General features: G+C 61.7%; 22 protein-coding genes. 9 read left to right on the forward strand and 13 right to left on the reverse strand.

Translation table 11 applies throughout. The features are described from left to right. Positions 1–9 precede the first annotated feature (9 nt). From ruvB to aspS, 5 genes are all read right to left on the reverse strand, one after another. Positions 10–1,062 carry a Holliday junction branch migration DNA helicase RuvB gene (ruvB, locus tag BLR77_RS03980; protein ID WP_074675564.1) on the reverse strand — a complete coding sequence of 351 codons (1,053 nt, stop codon included), beginning with the start codon at positions 1,060–1,062 and terminating at the stop codon, positions 10–12. Between the two features lie 13 nt (positions 1,063–1,075). Beyond that, the gene (ruvA, locus tag BLR77_RS03985) at positions 1,076–1,681 is read right to left on the reverse strand and encodes a Holliday junction branch migration protein RuvA (protein WP_074675565.1); all 606 of its coding nucleotides are present in this window, start codon (positions 1,679–1,681) and stop codon (positions 1,076–1,078) included. 24 nt (positions 1,682–1,705) lie between these two features. Then, entirely contained in the window at positions 1,706–2,230 is a 525-nt protein-coding gene (gene ruvC, locus BLR77_RS03990) for a crossover junction endodeoxyribonuclease RuvC (protein ID WP_074675566.1), read from the reverse strand. Between the two features lie 199 nt (positions 2,231–2,429). After that, positions 2,430–3,179, reverse strand: a complete 750-nt coding sequence (locus BLR77_RS03995; RefSeq protein ID WP_074675567.1) for a YebC/PmpR family DNA-binding transcriptional regulator — start codon at positions 3,177–3,179, stop codon at positions 2,430–2,432. 104 nt (positions 3,180–3,283) lie between these two features. Further along, positions 3,284–5,059: an aspartate--tRNA ligase gene (aspS, locus tag BLR77_RS04000; protein WP_074675568.1), complete on the reverse strand. Its 1,776-nt coding sequence runs from the start codon at positions 5,057–5,059 to the stop codon at positions 3,284–3,286. A gap of 198 nt (positions 5,060–5,257) precedes the next feature. Between aspS and BLR77_RS04005 the strand changes: the two genes are divergently transcribed. The 4 genes from BLR77_RS04005 to BLR77_RS25930 all read left to right on the forward strand — a co-directional run bounded on the left by BLR77_RS04005 (position 5,258) and on the right by BLR77_RS25930 (position 9,003). Then, positions 5,258–6,373: an HD domain-containing phosphohydrolase gene (locus BLR77_RS04005; protein ID WP_074675569.1), complete on the forward strand. Its 1,116-nt coding sequence runs from the start codon at positions 5,258–5,260 to the stop codon at positions 6,371–6,373. A gap of 199 nt (positions 6,374–6,572) precedes the next feature. Then, positions 6,573–7,043: a Dps family protein gene (locus BLR77_RS04010; RefSeq protein WP_074675570.1), complete on the forward strand. Its 471-nt coding sequence runs from the start codon at positions 6,573–6,575 to the stop codon at positions 7,041–7,043. A gap of 96 nt (positions 7,044–7,139) precedes the next feature. Then, the gene (locus tag BLR77_RS04015) at positions 7,140–8,207 is read left to right on the forward strand and encodes a GGDEF domain-containing protein (protein WP_174578071.1); all 1,068 of its coding nucleotides are present in this window, start codon (positions 7,140–7,142) and stop codon (positions 8,205–8,207) included. A gap of 172 nt (positions 8,208–8,379) precedes the next feature. Then, positions 8,380–9,003 carry a cold-shock protein gene (locus BLR77_RS25930; protein WP_074675572.1) on the forward strand — a complete coding sequence of 208 codons (624 nt, stop codon included), beginning with the start codon at positions 8,380–8,382 and terminating at the stop codon, positions 9,001–9,003. 42 nt (positions 9,004–9,045) lie between these two features. Here BLR77_RS25930 and BLR77_RS04025 read toward each other — a convergent pair whose 3' ends face one another. Together BLR77_RS04025 and BLR77_RS04030 are read right to left on the reverse strand one after the other, a co-directional pair. Continuing rightward, positions 9,046–9,252 (reverse strand): SlyX family protein, encoded by a 207-nt coding sequence (locus BLR77_RS04025; protein WP_074675573.1) that lies wholly within the window; start codon positions 9,250–9,252, stop codon positions 9,046–9,048. Further along, positions 9,249–9,680 (reverse strand): HIT family protein, encoded by a 432-nt coding sequence (locus BLR77_RS04030; RefSeq protein ID WP_074675574.1) that lies wholly within the window; start codon positions 9,678–9,680, stop codon positions 9,249–9,251. Before BLR77_RS04030 ends, BLR77_RS04025 begins: the two co-directional genes overlap by 4 nt. Before the next feature lie 663 nt (positions 9,681–10,343). On the opposite strand from BLR77_RS04030, the gene BLR77_RS04035 reads away from it, so the two are divergent. Beyond that, the gene (locus BLR77_RS04035; protein ID WP_074675575.1) at positions 10,344–11,624 is read left to right on the forward strand and encodes an OprD family porin; all 1,281 of its coding nucleotides are present in this window, start codon (positions 10,344–10,346) and stop codon (positions 11,622–11,624) included. Between the two features lie 73 nt (positions 11,625–11,697). Here BLR77_RS04035 and BLR77_RS04040 read toward each other — a convergent pair whose 3' ends face one another. Continuing rightward, on the reverse strand, positions 11,698–12,105 hold the full coding sequence (locus tag BLR77_RS04040; RefSeq protein ID WP_139202877.1) for a PaaI family thioesterase: 408 nt from the start codon (positions 12,103–12,105) through the stop codon (positions 11,698–11,700). A 129-nt stretch (positions 12,106–12,234) separates the two neighbouring features. On the opposite strand from BLR77_RS04040, the gene BLR77_RS04045 reads away from it, so the two are divergent. Beyond that, positions 12,235–13,950 (forward strand): proline--tRNA ligase, encoded by a 1,716-nt coding sequence (locus BLR77_RS04045; protein WP_074675576.1) that lies wholly within the window; start codon positions 12,235–12,237, stop codon positions 13,948–13,950. Between the two features lie 20 nt (positions 13,951–13,970). Beyond that, positions 13,971–14,927, forward strand: coding sequence for a hypothetical protein (locus tag BLR77_RS04050; protein WP_074675577.1), 957 nt, complete (start codon positions 13,971–13,973; stop codon positions 14,925–14,927). Positions 14,928–15,010: 83 nt separating this feature from the next. Here BLR77_RS04050 and BLR77_RS04055 read toward each other — a convergent pair whose 3' ends face one another. Genes BLR77_RS04055 through BLR77_RS04065 form a run of 3 tightly spaced genes read right to left on the reverse strand, consistent with a single transcriptional unit; the run spans position 15,011 to position 16,936 of the window. Beyond that, positions 15,011–15,832 carry an aldo/keto reductase gene (locus tag BLR77_RS04055; protein ID WP_074675578.1) on the reverse strand — a complete coding sequence of 274 codons (822 nt, stop codon included), beginning with the start codon at positions 15,830–15,832 and terminating at the stop codon, positions 15,011–15,013. Beyond that, positions 15,819–16,253 (reverse strand): VOC family protein, encoded by a 435-nt coding sequence (locus BLR77_RS04060; protein ID WP_074675579.1) that lies wholly within the window; start codon positions 16,251–16,253, stop codon positions 15,819–15,821. Before BLR77_RS04060 ends, BLR77_RS04055 begins: the two co-directional genes overlap by 14 nt. Positions 16,254–16,255: 2 nt before the next feature. Further along, on the reverse strand, positions 16,256–16,936 hold the full coding sequence (locus BLR77_RS04065) for a class I SAM-dependent methyltransferase (protein ID WP_074675580.1): 681 nt from the start codon (positions 16,934–16,936) through the stop codon (positions 16,256–16,258). Positions 16,937–17,132: 196 nt separating this feature from the next. Between BLR77_RS04065 and BLR77_RS04070 the strand changes: the two genes are divergently transcribed. Next, positions 17,133–20,231 carry a transglycosylase domain-containing protein gene (locus BLR77_RS04070; RefSeq protein ID WP_074675581.1) on the forward strand — a complete coding sequence of 1,033 codons (3,099 nt, stop codon included), beginning with the start codon at positions 17,133–17,135 and terminating at the stop codon, positions 20,229–20,231. A gap of 94 nt (positions 20,232–20,325) precedes the next feature. Continuing rightward, a complete protein-coding gene (locus BLR77_RS04075) occupies positions 20,326–21,210 on the forward strand; it encodes an alpha/beta hydrolase (protein ID WP_074675582.1) in 885 nt (294 codons plus the stop codon). Between the two features lie 73 nt (positions 21,211–21,283). On the opposite strand, the gene BLR77_RS04080 is transcribed toward BLR77_RS04075, so the two are convergent. Further along, complete coding sequence (locus BLR77_RS04080; RefSeq protein ID WP_074675583.1) at positions 21,284–21,502, reverse strand: VF530 family protein; 219 nt, start codon at positions 21,500–21,502, stop codon at positions 21,284–21,286. Positions 21,503–21,689: 187 nt separating this feature from the next. Beyond that, on the reverse strand, positions 21,690–23,180 hold the full coding sequence (gene putP / locus BLR77_RS04085) for a sodium/proline symporter PutP (protein ID WP_074675584.1): 1,491 nt from the start codon (positions 23,178–23,180) through the stop codon (positions 21,690–21,692). Positions 23,181–23,396 lie beyond the last annotated feature (216 nt).

Here is a 23,396-nt window from a genome sequence, read left to right on the forward strand (position 1 = left end):
ATTTTTTAGTCATTCGTCACCTGTCGAGAAAAGATCGCTACCGGCCTGCTCGCCAGCGCGCTTGGGAATGTTCAGCCCGAAGTGCAGGTAGGCGTGACGAGTGACCACGCGCCCGCGCGGGGTGCGCATCATGTAGCCCTGTTGAATCAGATAAGGCTCGAGCACATCCTCGATGGTATGGCGCTCTTCACCTATCGCCGCCGCCAGGCTGTCCAGCCCCACCGGACCGCCGTCGAACTTCTCGATCATGGCCAGCAGCAAGCGACGGTCGGAATGATCGAAACCGCGCTCGTCGACATCCAGCAGGTTCAGGGCCTGATCGGCGATCGTCAGGGTGATGTGGCCAGTGCCGCGCACTTCGGCGAAATCGCGCACGCGGCGCAACAGGCGGTTGGCGATACGCGGCGTACCTCGCGCGCGCCGGGCAATCTCGAAGGCGCCCTTGGCCTCGATGGGCAGACCGAGAATCCCGGCCGAGCGCGAGACGATGGTGGCCAGGTCGTCGATACCGTAGAACTCCAGGCGCTGGACGATGCCGAAGCGGTCACGCAACGGGTTGGTCAGCATGCCGGCACGGGTGGTGGCACCCACCAGAGTGAAGGGCGGCAGATCCAGCTTGATCGAGCGCGCCGCTGGCCCCTCACCGATCATGATGTCGAGTTGGAAGTCTTCCATGGCCGGATACAGCACTTCCTCGACTACCGGCGAAAGACGGTGAATTTCGTCGATGAACAGCACATCGCCGCTTTCCAGGTTGGTCAGCAGCGCGGCCAGATCACCCGGCCGCTCCAGCACCGGGCCGGAAGTGCTCTTGATCGAGCTACCCATTTCCTCGGCAATGATATTGGCCAGGGTGGTCTTGCCCAGGCCCGGCGGACCGAAGATCAGGGTATGGTCGAGCGCTTCCGCCCTGCCCCGCGCAGCCTGGATGAACAGCGCCATCTGTTCGCGCACCACTGGCTGGCCAATGTAATCGGCCAGGCGCAACGGACGAATGGCTCTATCCTGCTGCTCTTCGCGCTCACGGGGGCTGGCGGTAATCAGGCGATCGGCTTCGATCATCAATAAGGTTCCACTAAACCATGCCGCGCAGCGCGCGTCGGATCAAATCTTCACTGCTCATACCATCTTCCTTGACGGCGGCAACTGCTCGGCTGGCCTCCTGCGGCTTGTAGCCAAGGGATATCAGGGCACTGACGGCATCATTCTCCGCGCTTGAGACTGCCTGAGCCAGTTGAGGTTCCACCACCAAAGGCGCAATGGACGGTATCGACTCCCAGGCCTTGAAGCGATCCTTGAGCTCGACCAGCAGACGCTCGGCGGTTTTCTTGCCCACACCCGGTACCTTGACCAACGCCGCCGTGTCCTGAGTCTGTACGCAACGCACCAGCTCATCGACTTCGAGCCCCGACATCAGCGCCAGCGCCAGCTTGGGACCGACGCCATTGAGGCGAATCAGCTCGCGAAACAGCTCGCGCTCGCGTTTTTCGAAGAAGCCATACAGCAAATGCGCATCCTCACGCACCACCAGATGAGTGTGCAGGGTCAGCGGCTCGCCCACCGCAGGCAGACGATAAAGGGTCGTCATCGGTACTTCCAGCTCATAACCGACGCCATTCACATCCAGAAGCAAATGCGGCGGCTGCTTCTCCGCCAGGGTGCCGCGCAAACGTCCGATCACCGCTGCTTTCCTTTATTAATCCGATTACATACGAAGACGGCCGCCACGCCGCTTGGCGCCAGCGAGCCCGTGGGGAATGAGACTCTGTCGGTGATGGGCATGACACAGGGCGATGCCCAGTGCATCGGAGGCGTCGATCTGCGGTTTCTGCACCAGTTTGAGCAGATGCATGACCATCATCTGCACCTGCTGTTTGTCCGCCGCCCCCGTGCCGACCACAGCCTGCTTGACCTGGGTGGCGGTGTATTCGCTGATTTCCAGCCCCGCCTCCACCGCCGCGACGATGGCCGCACCGCGCGCCTGCCCAAGCTTGAGCGCCGAGTCGGCATTGCGCGCCATGAACACCTGCTCGATGCCCATCGTCACCGGTCCATGAGTGCGAATCACCTCGCTGACACCACGAAAGACGATCTGCAGACGCTCGGCCAACGGCCCGTTGCCCGTGCGAATGCAGCCTGACGCCACGTACTCGCAACCACGCCCGGTATCGCGCACCACGCCATAGCCGGTAATACGCGAGCCGGGGTCGATTCCTAGGATGAGGGTCATATCAGCAACTGTCTATTTATCCAGTTGGCGAGTATACGGGGGTCATCATGCGCCGTCACTCGTGACGCGCCGGTGGAACCAGAGAAAACCGTAGAAGGAGGGGGCGTAGGGTGGGCTTCAGCCCACCAAGGTCGCCTGGCATGGTGGGCTAAAGCGGATCGCCGCCCGGCCCACCCTACGCATCAGGCGACAAGCTGCTTCAGCTCAGCTGTTCCATGATCTCGTCAGCGACTTCAGCGTTGTGATAGACGTTCTGCACGTCATCCAGGTCTTCGAGCATATCGATCAGTTTGAACACCTTCTGCGCCGTTTCCAGATCGGCAATCGGCGCACTGATCGAGGGGATCATGGCGATTTCCGCTTCCTCGGCCTTGAAGCCAGCCGCACTCAGCGCTTCGTTGACGGCATGGAACTCGGTGAAGCTGGTCGACACCAGGCCCGAACCGTCCTCACCCATTTCCACGTCGTCGGCACCGGCTTCCAGCGCGGCTTCCATCAGGGCATCTTCATCGACGCCCGGCGCGAAGCTGATCTGGCCTTTGCGCTCGAACATGTAGGCGACTGAACCATCGGTGCCGAGGTTGCCGCCGCACTTGGTGAAGGCATGGCGCACTTCGGCGGCGGTGCGATTGCGGTTGTCGGTCATCACCTCGACGATGATCGCCACGCCGCTTGGTGCGTAACCTTCGTAGCTGAACTCGACGACGTTGTCGGCTTCGTTGTTGCCGGCACCACGGGCGATGGCGCGGTCGATCACGTCACGCGACATGTTGTTGGTCAGTGCCTTGTCCACGGCCAGGCGCAGACGCGGGTTGTCCGCCGGAATCGGGCCGCCATGCTTGGCGGCGACCGTCAGCTCACGAATCAGCTTGGTGAAGATCTTGCCGCGCTTGGCGTCCTGACGCCCCTTGCGGTGCTTGATGTTGGCCCATTTGGAATGACCGGCCATAACTCACTCCATCTATAAGGTTTTCACAATTCCCGGGGCGTGAGCGCTCGAGTCTCTCCACCCCATAACGAAGAAGCCTGGAAATCCAGGCTTCTTGTGCAGGCTTATTCGGCCTTGGCTTGCTCACGCAGGCGGATGTGAAGCTCGCGCAGCGACTTGTTGTCGACGATACCCGGTGCCTGAGTCATGACGCAGGCCGCGCTCTGGGTTTTCGGGAAGGCGATCACTTCGCGGATCGACTGCGCACCGGTCATCAGCATCACCAGACGGTCCAAGCCGAAGGCCAGGCCACCATGGGGCGGCGCGCCGAACTTCAGTGCGTCGAGCAGGAAGCCGAACTTCTCCTGCTGCTCCTCTTCGCTGATACCCAGCACGCGGAACACGGTCTGCTGCATGGCCTTGTCGTGGATACGGATCGAACCGCCACCCAGCTCGGTACCGTTGAGCACCATGTCGTAGGCACGTGACAGCGCGGCGGCCGGGTTGGCCTCAAGTTCCTCCGGGCTGCAGCTCGGCGAGGTGAACGGGTGGTGCATGGCGGTCAGGCTGCCGTCGTCGTTCTCTTCGAACATCGGGAAGTCGACGACCCACAGCGGCGCCCACTCGCAGGTCAGCAGGTTGAGGTCATGGCCGAGCTTGATACGCAGCGCGCCCAGGGCCTCGCTGACGATCTTGGCCTTGTCGGCACCAAAGAACACGATATCGCCATCGACGGCGCCAACGCGATCGAGGATGACGTTGATGTTATCCAGCGGGATGTTCTTGACGATCGGCGACTGCAGACCTTCGACGCCGGCAGCACGCTCGTTGACCTTGATATAGGCCAGACCCTTGGCGCCGTAGATGCCGACGAACTTGGTGTAATCGTCGATCTGCTTGCGCGGCATGCTCGCCCCGCCCGGTACACGCAGCGCGGTGACGCGGCATTTCGGGTCGTTGGCCGGACCAGCGAAGACCTTGAATTCGACGTCCTTGAGCTGATCTTCCACGTCGACCAGTTCCAGCGGAATGCGCAGGTCTGGCTTGTCCGAACCGAAGCGGCGCATGGCTTCGGCCAGGGTCATGTGCGGCAGCTCGCCGAACTCGACATCCAGCACTTCCTTGAACAGGTTGCGCACCATGGTCTCGGTGATGTCCATGATGTCTTTTTCATCGAGGAAGCTGGTCTCGATGTCGATCTGGGTGAATTCCGGCTGACGGTCGGCACGCAGGTCTTCGTCGCGGAAGCACTTGGCGATCTGGTAGTAGCGGTCGAAGCCGGCAACCATCAGCAGTTGCTTGAACAACTGCGGCGACTGCGGCAGGGCGAAGAAGCTGCCAGCATGGGTACGGCTCGGCACCAGGTAATCACGCGCGCCTTCCGGGGTGGCGCGGGTCAGGATCGGCGTCTCGACGTCGAGGAAGCCGTTGTCATCCAGGTAGCGACGGATGCTCGAGGTGATGCGCGAGCGCAGCTTGAGCTTCTCGGCCATCTCAGGGCGACGCAGGTCGATGAAGCGGTAGCGCAGACGGGTTTCTTCACCCACATCGGTGTATTCGTTGAGCGGGAACGGCGGTGTTTCCGCCTCGTTCAGCACTTCCAGCTCGTAACCCAGCACCTCGATGGCACCGCTGGCCATGTTCGGGTTGCGCGCGCCTTCAGGGCGCAGACGCACCTTGCCGGTGATCTTGACCACGTACTCGCTGCGCACGCGGTCGGCCTTGGCGAAGGTCTCGGCGCGATCCGGATCGAATACCACCTGGGCCAGACCTTCACGATCACGGATATCGAGGAAGATCACCCCGCCATGGTCACGGCGACGGTGTACCCAGCCGCAAAGGGTGATTTCCTGGCCATCCAGGCTCTCGTTCAACTGGCCGCAATAGTGGCTGCGCATCATGATCGTGTTTCGCTTCTCTAAGGTCTTGGATAGGTCAGGCAGCCCCCAACGCCCTGGGCAGGAGCTACACCGCGGCGAACGTCCAACCCTACGCCGCGCTTCGATAAAGAGCGGGATTATATAGCGTAAATCGTCATGACGCAGCCGCTCGGCAGATGCCTTCTATAATGAAGAGCGCCTCCTGCCTGGAGAATGACCATGGCCCAACCCCATCGCAGCGACCTGCCCAGCGATCTGCTGGAAGATTTCCGCCTTGACGCCGCCGAGCAGTTTCCGCGCTGCGAGCAACTGCTGATCGAACTGGAACGAGCGCCAAAGAGTACAGAACGACTGCGCGAGCTGTTTCGCCTGATCCATACGCTCAAGGGCAACCTGGGTTACGTCGAGCTCACCGAACTGATGCCGTTGCCACAAGCCATGGAGGACGTGCTCGATGCCCTACGCTCGGGCGGCCTGACCTTCGACAGCCTGCTCGGGGACATATTGCTGCTCAGCCTCGACCATCTACGCGCCCTGGTCGCTCGAGCACTGGGCGGCACCGACCCAGCTCCCGATAGCACGCAGGTCAGTCAGCTGTGCAGCGCACTGCAGGCGCTGGCCATGACACCGAGTGAGAGGCAGACCAAAGCACGTCTCGAGCGGCTGCAACAAATGGACCCCAGCACTCGCCTGCAACTGACTGCAGAAGCAGAACCAAGCCGCAGCGAAGCGCTGCTGGCACGCCACGCAATCGTGATCCAGCCCGACCTGCAGTTCTTTTGCGCACTGACCGAGGCCGCCGAACAGCGCTCCCCCTACTGGCGAGGCCGCAACCTGCGCCTACTGGAACTGGCACTGAGCATCAATGCAGCGGGCGGCTACGCCGAACAGCCCGAGCAACTGGCGGCCGCAGTCTGTTTGCATGACCTCGGCATGGCCTTCCTGCCGCTGGATCTTCTGCACAAGCAAAGCCATTTCAGCCGTGAAGAACGACGCATGATGCAAGGCCACCCACGCCTGGCCAGCGACCTGCTCAAACGCATGCCTGGCTGGGCGGCGGCCATGGAGATCATTCTGCAGCATCAGGAACATGCCGACGGTTCTGGCTACCCCAAAGGTCTGAGCGAAAAGGAGATAGCCCCGGGCGCACTGATCCTGCATATCGTCGATACCTTTGACGCAAGGACCCATGAACGCGCCCATCAGACATTGAGCAAACGCCCATTGCTACGCGCCATCCTCGAAATCAACAACCTTGCCGGGCAGCAATTCAGCGCCCATTGGGTGGAGGTGTTCAATCGCACCCTGCAGCAGCCGCGACTGGCGCACGGCTGAGCGAGTATTGCGCCACGCACAGGATTGACGACCAGCCATGGGCAGGATTTATTGGACCCAAATGAACCGTGCGTTATCAATAGCCTCTAAACATCGCTTTCATTGATATAAGCCAAGATCATCCCGATGCCCTGCGTGTTAGGCTCTCACCAACACTGCGGGATAGACACCCTGGGCTCACCTGAAAGGAGAAAAAACCATGGAAATCAATATCGGAATCGCCGAACAGGATCGCGCCGCCATCGCCGAAGGTCTCTCGCGCCTTCTGGCTGACACCTACACCCTGTATCTGAAGACCCATAACTTCCACTGGAACGTCACCGGTCCGATGTTCAACACCCTGCACCTGATGTTCGAAGGTCAGTACACAGAACTGGCGCTGGCGGTTGACGCAATCGCCGAACGAATTCGTGCACTGGGCTTCCCGGCGCCAGGCACCTACGCTGCCTATGCCCGCCTGTCCTCGATCAAGGAAGAGGAAGGCGTACCCAGCGCCGATGAAATGATCAAGCAACTGGTGCAAGGCCAAGAGGCCGTCGTACGCACTGCCCGCGGCATTTTCCCGCTGCTGGACAAGGTCAGCGACGAGCCGACTGCCGACCTGCTGACCCAACGCATGCAGGTGCACGAGAAAACCGCGTGGATGCTGCGCAGCCTACTCGCTGTTTGAGATGCTCAGAGGCCCGGTGATCCGGGCCTTTTCATTAGGCATGCAGCCCCGCCCTGATCTATGCTCTGGCCATTCGCCATTGAGCTTCCGAGATCCATGAGTCAGCCAGCCAAACCGCCCAGCATCATCGATCTGTATCCGGAGGAAACCCGCAAGGCGGCCGAGCTCCTGAAGCAGGCCGTGCCGCTGATGATGCGTCACGATATCCCGCCGAACCCGGTGCACTATGCGCTGTGGTACACCTACAGCAGAGGCAGCGAACCAGAGCTCAATCGCCGCCTGGACAAGGTGGTGGAGGACTTCGACGTGTTCCCGCCGGAAACCGCCAGTCGGCTGTTTCGCGATTACATCATCCGCGGCGAGCTGGAAGAAGCTCGTGCCGGCCAGCAGCAGGTAATCGAGCTGGTCGATGATATCGAAGGCGATGTTTCACATAGCGTGCTTGGCAGCCAGCATTACCAGCAGAGCCTGAGCCAGGGCCTCAGCGCGCTGCAGGAACCCATCATCGACGACCTACCCAGCGTGCTCAGCGAACTGCAGGAAAGCACCCAGCTGATGCAGGATCAGCAGGAAAAATTCCTTTACCGCCTGCGCGCCGCGCAGCAAGAGATCACTCATCTGCGCAGCCAGCTGGAACGCGCGCATCTGGCGGCAACGCTCGACAGCCTGACCCGAGTATTCAACCGCCATGCCTTTACCCGCCTGCTGGAGCGCGCTCTGAACGAATCACAACAGGGTCTGGCGCTGGTGATTCTGGATATCGATCACTTCAAGCAGTTCAACGACCAATACGGCCACCCTCTGGGCGACCGCGTGCTGCAGCATGTCGGACAGCTGCTACGTGAGCTGCTGCCACCGGGCGCTTTTGCTGCACGTTATGGTGGCGAAGAGTTCTGCGTGGTGCTGCGCAATTGCGCCAACCTCAACGAAGTCCTCGATTTCGCCGAACAGCTGCGCCACAAGATCCAGTCGCTGAGAATCAAGGTAAGGCGAACAGACCAGATTCTGGACAGCATTACTGCGTCCTTCGGCTGCGCCATGGCCGAAGAAGGCGACACATTCGAATCACTGCTCACCCGCGCCGATGACGCGCTTTATCAGGCCAAACGCGCCGGCCGCAATCAGGTGCACCCGATTACCAGCGAAACGATGCTAAGCGCTTGATTTGAGAAGCCCCCGCCTTTGCTGTTAAATAGCCTTGCACGCCGCATTACCGTCCTGCGGCGTCGCTAACCTTGTATACCGGCGCGCGTCATTGCCGTTCGACTGGCAACCCGTAAAGCGCGCTCTCTCCGCAACACCTTGAGTCATCATTCAATCAGTGAGTTCATCGAAGATGTTGAAGATTGCCCATCTCGTGACAGGGTTTGCCGCCCTGCTGCTGTCTGCCGTACCCGGTTTTTCCACTTCGTTCCTGACTACCCCGGATGCCATTTATCTGGCCCTGACCGGCTTGCTCAACCTGCTTGCCGCATCGCAACAACAAAGCGTACCCGCAGCGCGCCAACAACTGCTGGGCCTCTCCTCGGCGCTATTGATATTGGCCGCCGTGGTACAGAGCCTGATCCTGCTTGCCCCACTGCCCAGCATTGGTAGCCAACCCGCCATCTGGTTGCCGCTACTGACCCTGGTCATCGCCGTGGCACTGAGCCTTGCGGCTCAACTGAACACGCAACCACGCACCACAGAACAACGCCCGTCCGTGCAACAAGCCAGTGCCAGTACCGGCGCGACTCAGGATGATCGCGAGACCGGTACGGTCAAGTGGTTCAACACATCCAAGGGGTTCGGCTTCATTTCCCGCGACTCGGGTGACGATATCTTCGTGCACTTTCGCGCCATTCGCGGCGAAGGCCACCGCGTCCTGATCGAAGGCCAACGCGTGGAGTTCTCGGTCATGCAGCGTGACAAAGGCCTGCAGGCGGAAGACGTGATCGCAGCAGCCCCTCCTCGGCGCTGAGCGGCACGCAAAGAAAAGCCCGGGAAACCGGGCTTTTTCATATCAGTAGTGAGGTGGCGGTGCTTCGTCTTCAGCAATACCCGCCTGACCATTCAACTCCTCCTGGCGCCGCGCTAGAACCGTCAATTGCAGCTGCATCCGCTCGATACGCCGATTCTGCTCGACCAGTTCATCGCTCAACGCCTGAATGGTGTCATCCTGAAAAGCCAGGCGGCTTTCCAACTCCATGATCCGCGACTCGAGGCTCATGCTGACTCTCCGGCAAACTGAAAATCCTCGGTGAGTACCAGGCGCAGCTTGTCGATGATCTGCCCCACCTGCTGCTCACTGTAAGGCTGCGCCGGATGCCGCCCCCATACTGGAGCAGGCCAGGCTGCATCCTCACGTCGGCGCACAATCACATGCATATGCAACTGACTGACTACATTGCCGAGCGTGGCCACGTTCATCTTGTCGGCCGCGAAGGTGTCCTTCAGTGTTTCAGCCAGCAACGTGGTTTCCTGCCACAGCTGGCGCTGATCATCAGCGTCGAGCTGGAACAACTCGCTGACCTCCTCACGCCGAGGCACAAGGATGAACCAGGGGTAATTGGAGTCATTCATCAGCAGCAAACGACACAGGGGAAAATCCCCGACCAGCAGGCAATCCTGCTGCAGACGCGAATCCAGAGCGAACATGACGCCCTTCCTCCTTTAAAACAGATCAATCAAGCGTAGCCCCCCAGCGAGGGGCGAGCGATGGCGCGCAGCATACGCTGGCTGGGTCGAGACTTCACCCGGTGACCGCGCACCAACGCAAGGCAGCTCGGACGCACACGCACCGCAGACGTGCACCATTTTGTTTCTTCCCGTAATAGACAGCGCGAAGCGTTACCGGTGAAACCACAGGCAAGTGAGCTGACGACACCAGCTGACCTCTGACCGCGGACACTGGCGCCCCCCTGACGAATCCGCACCAAAAGCAGCGCCGGCGCTGCCGCGAGCGCTGCCATGCGCCCCAAAAATCAAGGTTTTAGTGGGGCAGGCAGGTTTTGAGCACGACTTTTGCTAACTGTGAAAGCAATGCCCGGCAAGCCGTGCAGTCGATCAATAACAGCGGTCCCAGGCACCTCAGAACCGCGAAAGCGTCGGCGCAACGAAACGCAAGTACAGAGCTATAGATTTGCGACATTCTTCCTCACGCGATGCGACACCAGCATGAACGAAGTCGTAATGAATAGACTGCAACTATCGCCAATATCGGCTGCGTGCTATAAGTTACCGCCGACACAAAAAGAAAGAGCCGCCCATATAACAAAACAGTGGGCAGCGCAACTCTTCTAAACCAAAGGAGCAATCACGATGCAAGTGATGAAGTGGAGCGTAATCGCCCTGGCAGTAGCCGCGGGCACCAGCCAAATGGCAGTGGCTTCCAGCCAGTCCGAGTCCAACGGCTTTATCGAAGACAGCAGCTTCAACATCTTCAATCGCGTTCTGTACATGAACCGCGATTTCCGTAACGGCCCGAACGGCGCAAGCACCTCCGCCAACCCGGCTGGCTACCGTGAAGAAACCGGTCTGGGCATCCGCCTGCTGTACGAATCCGGCTTCACCCAAGGCACCGTAGGCGTCGGCGTAGACGCTCACTCCCTGAGCAGCATCAAGCTGGACAGCGGTCGCGGCCGCTATGGCAATGGCCTGTTCTCCCAGACCGACGACGGTCGTGGCGACGACACTCAGACTGAAGTAGGCGGCGCCATCAAGTTCCGTATCTCCGACACAGTTCTGAAGTACGGTAGCCAGTTCACGGCCAGCCCGGTGTTCTCCACCGGCGACAGCCGTATCCTGCCAGAAGTCACCACCGGTACTTACCTGGTAAGTAACGAAATCGAAGGTCTGGAACTGAGCGCTGGTCGCTTCACCGCCATGAGCAGCCAGACTGGCACCAGCCGTGATGACATCAACGGCAAGGGTGAAGCTGGCCTGAAGTATGCCAACATCGTGGGCGCTTCCTACTCCTTCACCGACGATCTGAGCGCAGCATTCCACGCCTCCGACGTAGAAGATTACTGGAAGAAGTACTACGGCAACGTAAACTACAACCTGCCGCTGGCCGAAGAACAGGCTCTGAACTTCGACTTCAACATTTACAAGACCGACTACGACAAGACCTACACCAACACCACCAGCGACCAAGACAACACCATCTGGAGCCTGGCAGCTGCCTACTCCATGGGCGCTCATACCTTCACTCTGGCCCACCAGCGCTCGACCGGTGATCGCGGCTATGACTACGGTGTAGACGGCGGTGGCACCGTGTGGCTGGCCAACTCGGTTCAGTTCTCCGACTTCAACGCCAAAGATGAGAAGTCCTGGCAAGCACGTTACGACATCAACATGGCCTCCTTCGGTGTGCCGGGTCTGAGTTTCATGACTCGTTACATTCGTGGTACGGATATGGATGTTGCTGCTGGCAACAACGAGAAAGAGCGCGAGCTCGACATTGAAGCCAAGTACGTGATTCAGGAAGGCGCCGCCAAGGATCTGTCCTTCCGTGTTCGCCAGGCGTTCTACCGCAACTCCTTTGAAGGCGACCTCAATGACTTCCGCCTGATCGTCGAATACCCGCTGAGCGTTCTGTAACTTCAGCGCTATTCGATAGCGGTATAAAAGAAACCCGGCTTTGGCCGGGTTTCTCTATTTCTGGCTCAGTGCTTTAAAGGGGCAACGCATAAGTCCCCGTCACATGCGCTACTAATTCACTCTCATTACCAGCCGAATATAACGAAACCTCACAAACTGCCTGACGCCGACTCAAACGTAATATGCGCGCCTCTGCCAACAAGTCCACCGGCTTGGGCTTGACCAGAAAGTTGATATTGAGATTGGACGTCACCGCCATTTCCACCCGGCCGAGACGCCCCAGCACCACGGCATACATCGCCGCATCCCCCAGCGCCATGATGGTCGGGCCGGATAACGTGCCCCCCGGACGCACCAATTTGGCGTGAAAAGGCACGCGCGCCAGCACGCCCTCTTCATCAAGCCGGTCGATCCGTAGATCGATATCCTCGGCCATCGGGAGCCCCGCTCGAATCAGGCTCTGAACCTCAAGTGCAGTCAATCCCACTCTTTATTCCTCCCGGCAAGCGCAGTAGCGCTTTCGCGCCTGCACCCGTCCTGTACGCCACTGTATAGGCACCGTACAATGCCGGCCTATTCCAAGCCCTAGCAACCGACAGAACGGCCAAACATGCGTACCAGTCAGTTCCTGCTCTCGACCCTGAAAGAAACCCCTTCCGACGCCGTGGTGATCAGCCACCAGCTGATGCTGCGTGCCGGCATGATCCGCAAGCTGGCTTCCGGCCTGTACACCTGGCTGCCGATGGGCCTGCGCGTGCTGCGCAAGGTCGAGAACGTGGTGCGCGAGGAAATGAACGCCGCTGGCGCGCTGGAAGTGCTGATGCCGGCCATTCAGCCGGCCGAGCTGTGGCAGGAATCCGGTCGCTGGGTGCAATACGGCCCTGAGCTGTTGCGTGTGAAGGATCGTCATGATCGTGAGTTCTGTGTCGGCCCGACCCATGAAGAAGTCATCACCGACCTGGCCCGCAACGAGCTGAACAGCTACAAGCAGCTGCCAATCAACATGTACCAGATCCAGACCAAGTTCCGTGACGAGATCCGTCCGCGTTTCGGCCTGATGCGCGGCCGCGAGTTCATCATGAAGGATGCCTACTCCTTCCATGCCGACCAGGCTTCGCTGCAAGAAACCTATGACCGCATGCACCAGGCGTATTGCAACGTGTTCAGCCGCCTGGGCCTGAACTTCCGTCCGGTGCAGGCCGATACCGGCTCCATCGGCGGCACCGGCTCGCACGAGTTCCACGTCCTGGCCGACTCCGGTGAAGACGATATCGCCTTCAGCAATGTCTCCGACTACGCCGCCAATATCGAGAAAGCCGAGGCCATTCCGCGCGAGAAGGAACGCCTTGCAGCGACCGAAGCGATGCGCCTGGTCGATACCCCCGACACCAAGACCATCGACGCGCTGGTACAGGGTTTTGGCCTGGCCATCGAGAAGACCATCAAGACCCTGGTGGTGCACGCCGCCGAAGAAGGCAAGCTGATCGCGCTGATCGTTCGTGGCGACCACGAGTTGAACGAGATCAAGGCTGCCAACCTGGAGCTGGTTGCCAGCCCGTTGCAGATGGCCAGTGAAGCCGAGATTCGCGCCGCCATCGGCGCCGGCCCCGGTTCGCTCGGCCCAGTCAATCTGCCGATCCCCTGCATCATCGACCGCAGCGTGGCGCTGATGAGCGACTTCGCCTCCGGCGCCAACATCGAAGACAAGCACTACTTCGGCGTCAACTGGGAGCGCGATCTGCCGTTGCCCGAGGTTGCCGACCTGCGCAATGTCGTCGCCGGCGACCCCAGCCCGGACGGCCAGGGCACTCTGGAAATCAAGCGCGGCATCGAAGTCGGTCACATCTTCCAACTCGGCACCAAGTACAGCGAGGCGATGAACTGCCAGGTACTGGGCGAGAACGGCAAGCCCGTGACCCTGGCCATGGGCTGCTACGGCATCGGTGTTTCTCGCGTGGTGGCTGCGGCCATCGAGCAGAACTTCGATGAGCGCGGCATTCGCTGGAACGATGCCCTGGCGCCGTTCCATATCGCTCTGGTACCGCTGCGTTATGAAACCGAGCAGGTTCGCGAGGCCACCGACAAGCTGTATGCCGAGCTGACCGCCGCTGGCTATGAAGTGCTGCTGGATGACCGCGACAAGAAAACCAGCCCCGGCATCAAGTTCGCCGACATGGAGCTGATCGGTATCCCGCACCGCGTCGTCGTCAGCGACCGCGGCCTGGCCGAGGGTAACCTCGAGTACAAGAGCCGCGCCGAAACCGACGCGCAAGCCGTGCCGCTGGCCGATATCCTGTCCTTCCTGCAAGCCCGTATCAGCCGCTGATCACGCCCTACCGAGCCATCATGCACACGAGCAACAACCTTCGCCTGACCGGCGCCGCCTTGTGCGGCGCCCTCTTCCTCAGCGGCTGCGCCAATCAGCTGCCACAGCGTAGCGAGCATGAGGAGCGCGTCGAACGCAAGCTGCTGGATCACCAGCTGCAGATCGATGCTGGCGAACCCAAGGTGCTGGAGCTACCGCAACGCCGCGTTCGCGTGCATGACCAGAAAAGCTACGAGGTCACCGCCTTCGAGGTGACCCGCCGCTACGACCGCTACACACCCTACCAGCCCTGGCGCGAGATCTATGAAGTACCAATGGGTGCGGTAGCAGTGGTTGCGGGCGTGGGCGCCAACATACTCAACGTCGTGCTGCTCGGCAGCCTGCCGGAAACCGCTACCCGTGGCTGGATCAGTTACGGCATGGCGGGCCTGAACCCCTTCATGAACGTCGAATCAAACGGCCGCGCCGAGCAGAACCTGGCCAGTATCGAGGAACTGCAGCGCGACCGTCGCATGGAGTACACCAACCTGCCCTGGTCCGAGCGCCCGGTACAGGTCAAGGCTGGCGATCAGCAATTCGAACTGCTTACGGACAGCAGCGGGGTGCTGCGCCTCAACCTGCTCGACAGCCCGTTCAGCGAACAGGACATCGCGCGCCTGAACATGCTGCAACTGAGCGTCGAAGATCGCCTGGGCGACGATGTCGCGCGTGCGGAAACGACTCTTATGGTCAGCCATACCCTGCGCGGCAAGCTGCGTGAAGCGCATGACCTGATCTTCGATGACCTCGAAGGCGGCGATGTTGACCAGTGGGTACACCGGGTCAAACGCCTTTCCGATCTTGGTCTGGAAGAAGAGGCCAGCGAGCTGGAGCAGAGCCTGATCGAGCTGACCCGCAACGATCCTGAGTTGCAGGATGCCTTCCTCAAGGCGCTGCTCAAGGATGCCGGACGTCTGGCTGCCGATCCGGCCAACTGACCTTATTTGCCGTTTTCTCGCGGTATCGATATGCCGCGGTATCGGAGGGCGGGTAGTACCCGCCCTACACCGAGCTATACAGGCTAGACCATCTCCAGCGGCCGCTTGTTCTGCGGCGGAGCAAAGGCCGCGTCCAGCAAAGCCAGATCATCCGCATTCAGGGTAATGGAAGCTGCCGCAGCGTTATCACGCAGATGGGCGCTGCCCACGGCCTTGGGGATGGCAATCACACCGTCCTGCCTGAGCACCCAGGCCAAGGCAACCTGAGCCGGCTTGACCCCATGCCGTTGGGCCACCTCAAGCAGTGCGGACTCGTGCAGCAGTGTGCCGGCCTGGCCTAGCGGACAGTAAGCCATCAGCGGCATACCGGCGCGCTGGTGCCAGGGCAGCAGGTCATACTCGATGCCACGCGCCTGCAGGTTGTACAGCACCTGATTGCTGCGACAGGCCGGCTGATCCAGCTCGAGTAGATCATCCAGATCGAAGTTGGAGACGCCCCAGGCGCCGATCTTGCCCTGCTCACGCAACCGCTCGAAGCCTTCGACCGTTTCAGCCAGCGGGTAGCGCCCGCGCCAGTGCAACAGATAGAGATCGATACGCTCGCAACCCAGTCGTTTGAGGCTGCGCTCACAGGCCGCCTGAACGCCATCCCGACTGGCGTTGTGCGGGTACACCTTGCTGACCAGAAATACCTCGTCCCGGCGCCCGGCGATAGCCTCGCCCACCACTAGCTCCGCGCCGCCCTCGCCATACATCTCGGCGGTATCGATCAGGCTCAGGCCCAGATCCAAGCCCTCACGCAGCGCCGCGACCTCACGCGAGCGCTGGCGCTCATCTTCCCCCATGCGCCAGGTCCCCTGGCCTATCACCGGTACCTGCACACCTGCCAATTCAATTCTGCGCATCATTTTCTCCCAAGTGGGTTCTGACCAGGTCGTAGCCCTCGCCACGCCATTGCAGCAAGCACAGCCCGTGGCCGAAGGGGTCACTCAGCGTTACCAGCCGCCCCCAGGCATATTCGTTGATTTCACCTTCTGCCCGGGCACCTGCGGCAAGTGCCCGAGCCAGCGCTGCGTCGAGATCATCGACGACGACATCCAGATGCAGCGGCGTCCAGTGACGACGGTAATCACGTTGCACGCCGGCCTCGGGGCAGGGTCGAGTGGCCGCGGCCTTGTGTAGCAGATAGAGCGGTACAGCCGCGCCGAGCATCTCGACGACCGTACCACCGAACAACACACGCCCGACACTGAAGCCAAGCGCTTGCTGGTAGAAAGCAACCGCCGCTGGCAGATCGGGAACGTCGAGGTTGAGCAGCACCTGCATGATCAGAGCGGCTTGAGCAACAGCAGCAAGGACACCGGCTGAACACTCTCGGGATGCAGCGGCTCCTGCAGCCATTCCAGGCGCCAGCCGGTTTCACCAATGAGTGTCAGCCAGGATTGCAGGGTGCGGAAGAACCAGGGCATCGGCGCCTGGAAACCCTCACCGAACCCGACGAAATCCTCCACCCGCCAGCCGTCCAGATAAGGCTCGCCATGACTGGCGCGCCACGGATGCAGGGTCTGAATCAGCAGACTGCCGCCGGGTGCGAGCAAGCCCTGCAAGCTGCGCAGAATCGGCTGCAACGGCTCTTCAAGCAGGGCGAAGTTGCAGACCAGCACCTCGAAGCGCCCGAGTTGCTCGGCATGCTCTTCCAGCTCGGCATAGCCACAGACCCGATACTGACTGCGCCCGTCGCACGCAGCGCGAGCCGCCTCAATCAGCGGCGCGGAGGCATCCACCCCCACCGGTTCGATACCGTGCTCTGCCAGCCCCCGACACAGCCAGCCCTCGCCACAGCCAATATCCAGCACTCGCTTGGGCTGCAGCGCCAATACGGCTTGGATGATCGCGGCATCGGTAACCAGGCGCCGGCTTTCGATGCGCTGCTCGCGCACCGCAGCAGCCCAGGCGTCGGCATTGGCCTGCCAGCTTTGCTGAAGCTGTTCTCGATGGTCGCGCTGCATGCCGATTCCCTGCATTTGTGCGTTGCAGCGAGTCTAGCGCCAATGGGCCACCCCGACACCCTTTGCGTCAAAACCGCCAGCCAGCCCCGTTCACAGCGACTAAGCTGATAGGTAAGCAGACGAGGCGCCAGGGGCAGAGCCCGGCGATCGGCAGTCTCGTGTTTTCCGTGGAGCAGATAGGCCAAGCCGGTGGACTATGGGCGTGTTATGGCAATCGGATCCTCAGCACCGCGAACTGGCGTCGAACGTCCTGCCGGAGGTCGACGACAAGCCGGCCCAGCGGCCACGTCGCTGGCGCCTGGTGCTTTACCTGCTCCTGGCATCGGCGTTGGCTGCTGCAGCCGCTCTACTGTTTTTCGAGCTGCGCAGCGCACACTTCCAGGCCCGTGAGTTGAGCCGCTATGCCGCCACCCTCACCTACCGTGTCGAGCCGGGGCCCAGCCCGGATATTCTCTACCCTGCTGACGGCCCCTTCGACAAACGTCAGGGCTATGCCTACCTGCCACTGATGCTGGAGCGCCTGCAGCAACGCGACTTCCTGATCAGCGAGCAGGCGCGCTTCTCTCCGGCGCTGATGGACTACAGCCGTCGCGGCCTGTTCCCGCCCTTCGCCGAGAAAAGCCAGACCGGGCTCAGCATCAGCGATTGCCGCGGCACGCCCTTCTATGAGTTCCGCTATCCGCAACAGGGATACGCCGATTTCGCCAGTATTCCGCCGCTGGTAGTCAGCAGCCTGCTGTTCATCGAGAACCGTCATCTGCTGGATAGCGATCAGCCACTGGCCAATCCGGCGGTGGACTGGCCACGGTTCGCCATGGCCGCGCTGTCGCAGATCGGCAAGGTGCTCGATGTGCAGGATCAGTCCGCTGGCGGCAGCACCCTGGCGACCCAGCTGGAGAAATACCGTCACTCTCCCGATGGCCTGACGCTGTCGGCGAAAGAAAAACTGCGGCAGATGATCTCCGCCAGCGTACGCGCCTACCAGCAGGGACCGCAGACCCTCGAAGCGCGCCAGACCATCGTGCGCGATTACCTCAACAGCGTACCGCTGTCAGCCGCCCCGGGGCATGGCGAAGTTCATGGCCTGGCCGACGGCCTACGCATCTGGTACGGCGCGGATTTCGAGCGCAGCAATGCGCTGCTTGACCCAGAGCGCACGCCCGACGCCAGCATGGCTGAACGTGGCCTGGCCCTGCGCCAGATGCTTTCGCTGATGATCGCCCAACGCCGTCCCTCCTACTATCTGGCGCAGGGGCGCAAGGAGATGGAAGCGCTGACGGAGAGCCATATCCGTCTGCTGGCTGCAGGAGGGCTGATCGACGCCGAGCTGCGTGACGCGGCGCTGACGCAGAAGCTGCAATACCGCGACTGGCAACAGGAACCCAATCTACGACCGGTGGAAAGCGACAAGGGCATCAGCGTGGCCCGCTCACGCCTGTCCAACCTGCTGGGCATGCCCCTTTACGATCTGGACCGCCTCGACCTGGAAGCACGCAGCACCCTGCAACGCGACCTGCAGCAGGAGACCAGCACCTACCTGCAACGTCTGGCCGATCCTGAGTTCGCCGGCAAGATCGGCCTGTTCGGTGAGCGCCTGCTATCGCCAGAGAAAACCGCCGAGGTGCGCTACAGCTTCACCCTGTTCGAACGCACGGCCACCGGCAGTCGGGTACGCGTGCAGACCGACAGCACCGACCAGCCCTTCGACATCAACGAAGGCAGCAAGCTGGAACTGGGCTCCACCGCCAAACTACGGGTGCTGGCGACCTACCTGGAGGTCATCGCCGAGCTGCATCAGCGCCACGCCGACAAGAACCCGGCCGAGCTGCGCAACGTCGAGATCGCCGCGCAGGACTACCTGAGCCGCTGGGCAGTCACCTATTTGCAGGCCAATCCCGGTGTCGACCTGGCCAGCATGCTGGAAGCCGCGCTGGAACGACGCTATTCGGCCAGCCCCCACGAACGCTTCTTCACCGGTGGCGGCCTGCACACCTTCGGCAACTTCCGCCGCGAGGACAACGGCCGCAACCCGACCCTGCGTGAATCGCTGCGCGAGTCGATCAATCTGCCGTTCGTCCGCCTGATGCGCGACCTGGTGCGCTATAGCACCTACCAGAACAGCGCCGAACTGCTCAAGGACGACAAGGACCCGCGCCGTCAGGAATACCTGCAACGTTTCGCTGACCAGGAGGGGCGCACCTTCCTGTTGCGCTTCTGGCGCAAATACCAGGGCCAACCGCCGCAACAGCGCCTGGAGACGTTCATCAGCGGCCTGCGCCAGACCCCGGTGCGCCTGGGCGCCGTGCACCGTTACCTGCTGCCGCAGGCCGACGAAGAAACCTTCGCGGCCTTTCTGCGCGCGCAACTGCCACAGGAAAAACTCACCGACCAACGCATCGCGCGCCTGTACAAGGACTACGGCCCTGGTGCCTACAGCCTGCCGGATCAGGGCTATATCGCCCGCGTGCATCCGCTGGAACTGTGGCTGCTGGGTTACCTGATCGACAACCCGCAGGCCAACTTCAGCGACGCCGTGGCCGCCAGCATCGACGAGCGCCAGGAAGTCTACGGCTGGTTGTTCCGCAGCCGGCACAAGAGTGCCCGCGACAGTCGCATCCGCATCATGTTGGAGGTCGAAGCCTTCTCCGACATCCATCGCCGCTGGAAGAACCTCGGCTATCCCTTCCAGCACCTGGTGCCCTCCCTGGCCACCGCCTTGGGCAGCTCAGGCGATCGGCCGGCGGCGCTGGCCGAACTGATGGGCATCATCCAGAACGACGGCATTCGCCAACCCGTGCTGCGCATCGACGAACTGCACTTTGCCGCCGGCACCCCCTACGAGACGCGAGTCGAGCGCAACACCCACGGTGCCAAGCGGGTAATGCCCTCGGAAGTGGCGGCCGCACTGCGCAATGCACTTTCCCAGGTAGTAGAAGGCGGTACTGCGCGACGGCTGCAGGGTACCTTCCAATTGCAGGACGGCCGTAATCTGACCCTGGGCGGCAAGACCGGCACCGGCGACAATCGTATTGAAAGTGTCGGCGCCGGCGGACGGGTGATCAGTTCACGGGCGATGAACCGCACGGCCACCTTCGTGTTCTTCCTCGGCCCGCGTCACTACGGCACCCTGACCGCCTTCGTGCCGGGACGCGAGGCGGAGCGTTTCACCTTCACCTCGGCCCTGCCGGTACAGGTGCTCAAAGGCATGGCACCGATACTCGCCCCCTATCTGGAACCTGGTAGCGCCACCCTTTGCCAAGCGCCGCAGAGCACACCGCAAATCAGTTGGCGGTAACACGCGGTAACCAGCGCGGTGCCGACGGGATGAAACCGCAAGGCGAACGCACAGTCCATGGCTGCATCGTCCGTTTAGCTTATGAGCCTCACCCATGCCCGCATCCTGGATAACCCTGCTGCGTCGTCGCCGCCTGACGCTGATCGTGATGGCCAGCCTGCTGGTGCTACTGCCCATCGGCTGCGCCAAACTGGAACAGACCGAGCGCGAGCTGGTGTTTCGCATAGAACCGGGAACCGCGCGCTGGTTCGCAGGCTTGCCTGCGGGCCTCGAGGACGTGCAACTGCAGTCCCCCGAGTTGGCGGCCGACGAGAGCCTGCACGCCTGGTGGTGGCCGTCCTCGCGCCAGGACGCACCGACGCTGCTTTACCTGCATGGCTCGCGCTGGAACCTCACCGGCCAGCTGTTTCGCATCGAACAGCTGCATGCCATGGGCTTTTCCGTGCTCGCCGTCGACTATCGCGGGTTCGGCCAGAGCCGCGGCGCACTGCCTTCCGAGCGCAGCGTATACCAGGACGCGCAGATCGCCTGGCAGCATCTGGCCAGGCTGCAGCCGGACCCGGCCAAGCGCTTCATCTACGGACACTCGCTCGGCGGCGCGGTCGCCGTCAATCTGGCCCGCGAGCTGGCCAGCGAACAGGACGAAGCGCAGGCCGCCGGCCTGATCGTCGAATCCAGCTTCACCAACCTGGGCGACATCGCCGCCGCGGTAACCAACACCTCACTCCCCGTGCGCTGGCTGCTGTCGCAGGAGTTCGACTCGCTGAGCAAGATCGGCGAGGTAGGTATCCCGGTGCTGATCGCCCACGGGCGCGACGACCGCTACGTGCCTTCACGCTTCAGTGAAGCGCTGTTCGCCGCCGCCAACGAACCCAAACAATTGCTGCTGATCGACGGCGCCAACCACAACAACGGCTTGCGCATGGCTGGCAACAGCTATCGCCAGGCCCTGCAGGCGCTCGACCTGGCCTTGAACTGAGCGGTCAGTGGGTTCCTGAGGATGCAAGCAAGATAGCGGCATAGCCCAGGATTGCATCCGGGCTACGCACCTTCTACTTCTGCTGGCGCAGTTGCTGCAGATAGAGCTGCTCCACCTTGGCCCGCGCCCAGGGGGTCTTGCGCAGGAAGGTCAGGCTCGACTTGATGCTCGGCTCATGCTTGAAACAGCGCACGTCGACATGCTGTGCCAGCCCATCCCAGCCGAGACGCTCGACCAGAGCGGTGAGAATGGCTTGCAGGGTGACGCCGTGGAGCGGGTCTTTCGCAGTCATGGACAACCTGTACTGAGTGCCGAGGCAGGGAGCGCCACCTTAGCCAATGACAACAGCGGGCGAAAGCCCGGCGTCCATCGGATCGGTGCCCCCTCATAGGCGTTATAAAGCAAAACGGCCCCCACCCTGCGGTGGAGGCCGTTGCAGCACTGGCTACGGAACATCGCCCGCAGCCAGGATCAAGCGTTTACGCCAGTTTGCGCTCGACGTCGTCGAACTGCGCCTGGACGGCCGCTTCCGGCTCTTCGGTGATAAGGCTGACCACGACGATGGCGAGAGTGGCGAGGATGAAGCCCGGGATAATCTCGTACAGGCCGAAGATGCCGCCCATGGAGGACAGCTGCTTCCACACCACCACGGTGATGCCGCCCAGCAGGATGCCGGCCAACGCACCGTTACGGTTCATCCGCTTCCAGTACAGCGAAAGGATGATGGCCGGGCCGAAAGCAGCACCGAAGCCAGCCCAGGCGTAGGACACCAGGCCCAGTACGGTGGTGTCCGGATTCAGCGCCAGGACCAGAGCGACGATGGCGATCACCACTACCGCGCCACGGCCGATCCATACCAGCTCGGCACCACCGGCGTCCTTCTTCAGGATCGCCTTGTAGAAGTCTTCGGCCAGAGCCGAGGAGCTCACCAGCAGTTGCGAATCGGCGGTGGACATGATCGCGGCCAGTACTGCGGCCATCAGGATACCGGCGACTACCGGGTGGAACAGGCTGTTGACCAGCACCATGAACACGGTCTCGGCATCGGCCAGATCGCTCTCCAGATAACCGACGGCAACCCAGCCGATGGCCAGTGCAGCGAAAAGGGTAACGGCGGTCCAACCCACGGCGATACGGCGAGCGGTAGGCATGTCCTTGTCGTCGGAAATGGCCTTGAAGCGCGCCAGGATGTGCGGCTGGCCAAAGTAGCCCAGCCCCCAGCCAAGCAGCGAAAGAATGGCGATGATGCCCAGCGGCTGGCCTTTTGCGTCATTGAAGAACGTCAGCAGCTCGGGGTTCTTGGCCACGATGGCAGCATGCGCAGCATCGACGCCGCCCACGGCGTTGAGGGCGAACACCGGTACCAGTACCAGCGCGGCAGCCATCAGCAGGCCCTGCACCACATCGGTCCAGGCCACGGCGAGGAAGCCACCGAACAGGGTGTAGGAAACGACAGCCAGGGTGCCAACGACCACGGCAATTCTGTAGTCGAAGCCGAATACGGTTTCGAACAGCTTGCCGGCTGCGACCAGACCGGAGCTGGCATAGAAGAGGAAGAACAGCAGAATGAAGATTGCCGAGATCACCCGCAACGCATGGGACTTGTCGTTGAAGCGGTGCTCGAAGTAGGACGGCATGGTCACCGAGTCGCTGGCTACATGGGAGTAGACACGCAGGCGACGGGCAACGAACAGCCAGTTCAGCCAGGTACCGGCCAGCAGGCCGATGGCGATCCAGGATGCCTCGAAACCCGCTACCAGGGCATAGCCCGGCAGGCCCAGCAGCAGCCAGCCGCTCATGTCGGAAGCACCGGCGGACAGCGCGGCGGTGGTCGGGCCGATGGAACGGCCACCAAGGATGTAGTCGGACAGGCTGCTGGTACGGCGATAGGCAACGAGGCCCAGCCACAACATCAACACCAGGTAGACCACGAAGGTCACCCCTACAACAAGAACGTTCTGCTCGCTCATTTTGTTGTTCTCTTTCTTGTCACGGCCGTGGCCGTGGTTATGGTTCAAGCGACTGCAGGTGCAACCGCTGCCGGGTCTGACGCCCGCCAGGCGGGCCAAGTCAGATAAGGGCAATGCCTGTTGGGCACAACCCCGGGAATACACGTGCCGCCCTAGCGACGCCCCTCCCTCTTGCAACCGCCATTTCGACATACGCCGCGCTGGACGACTGCCTCG

The organism is Ectopseudomonas alcaliphila, from assembly GCF_900101755.1.
Lineage (GTDB): Bacteria > Pseudomonadota > Gammaproteobacteria > Pseudomonadales > Pseudomonadaceae > Aquipseudomonas > Aquipseudomonas alcaliphila.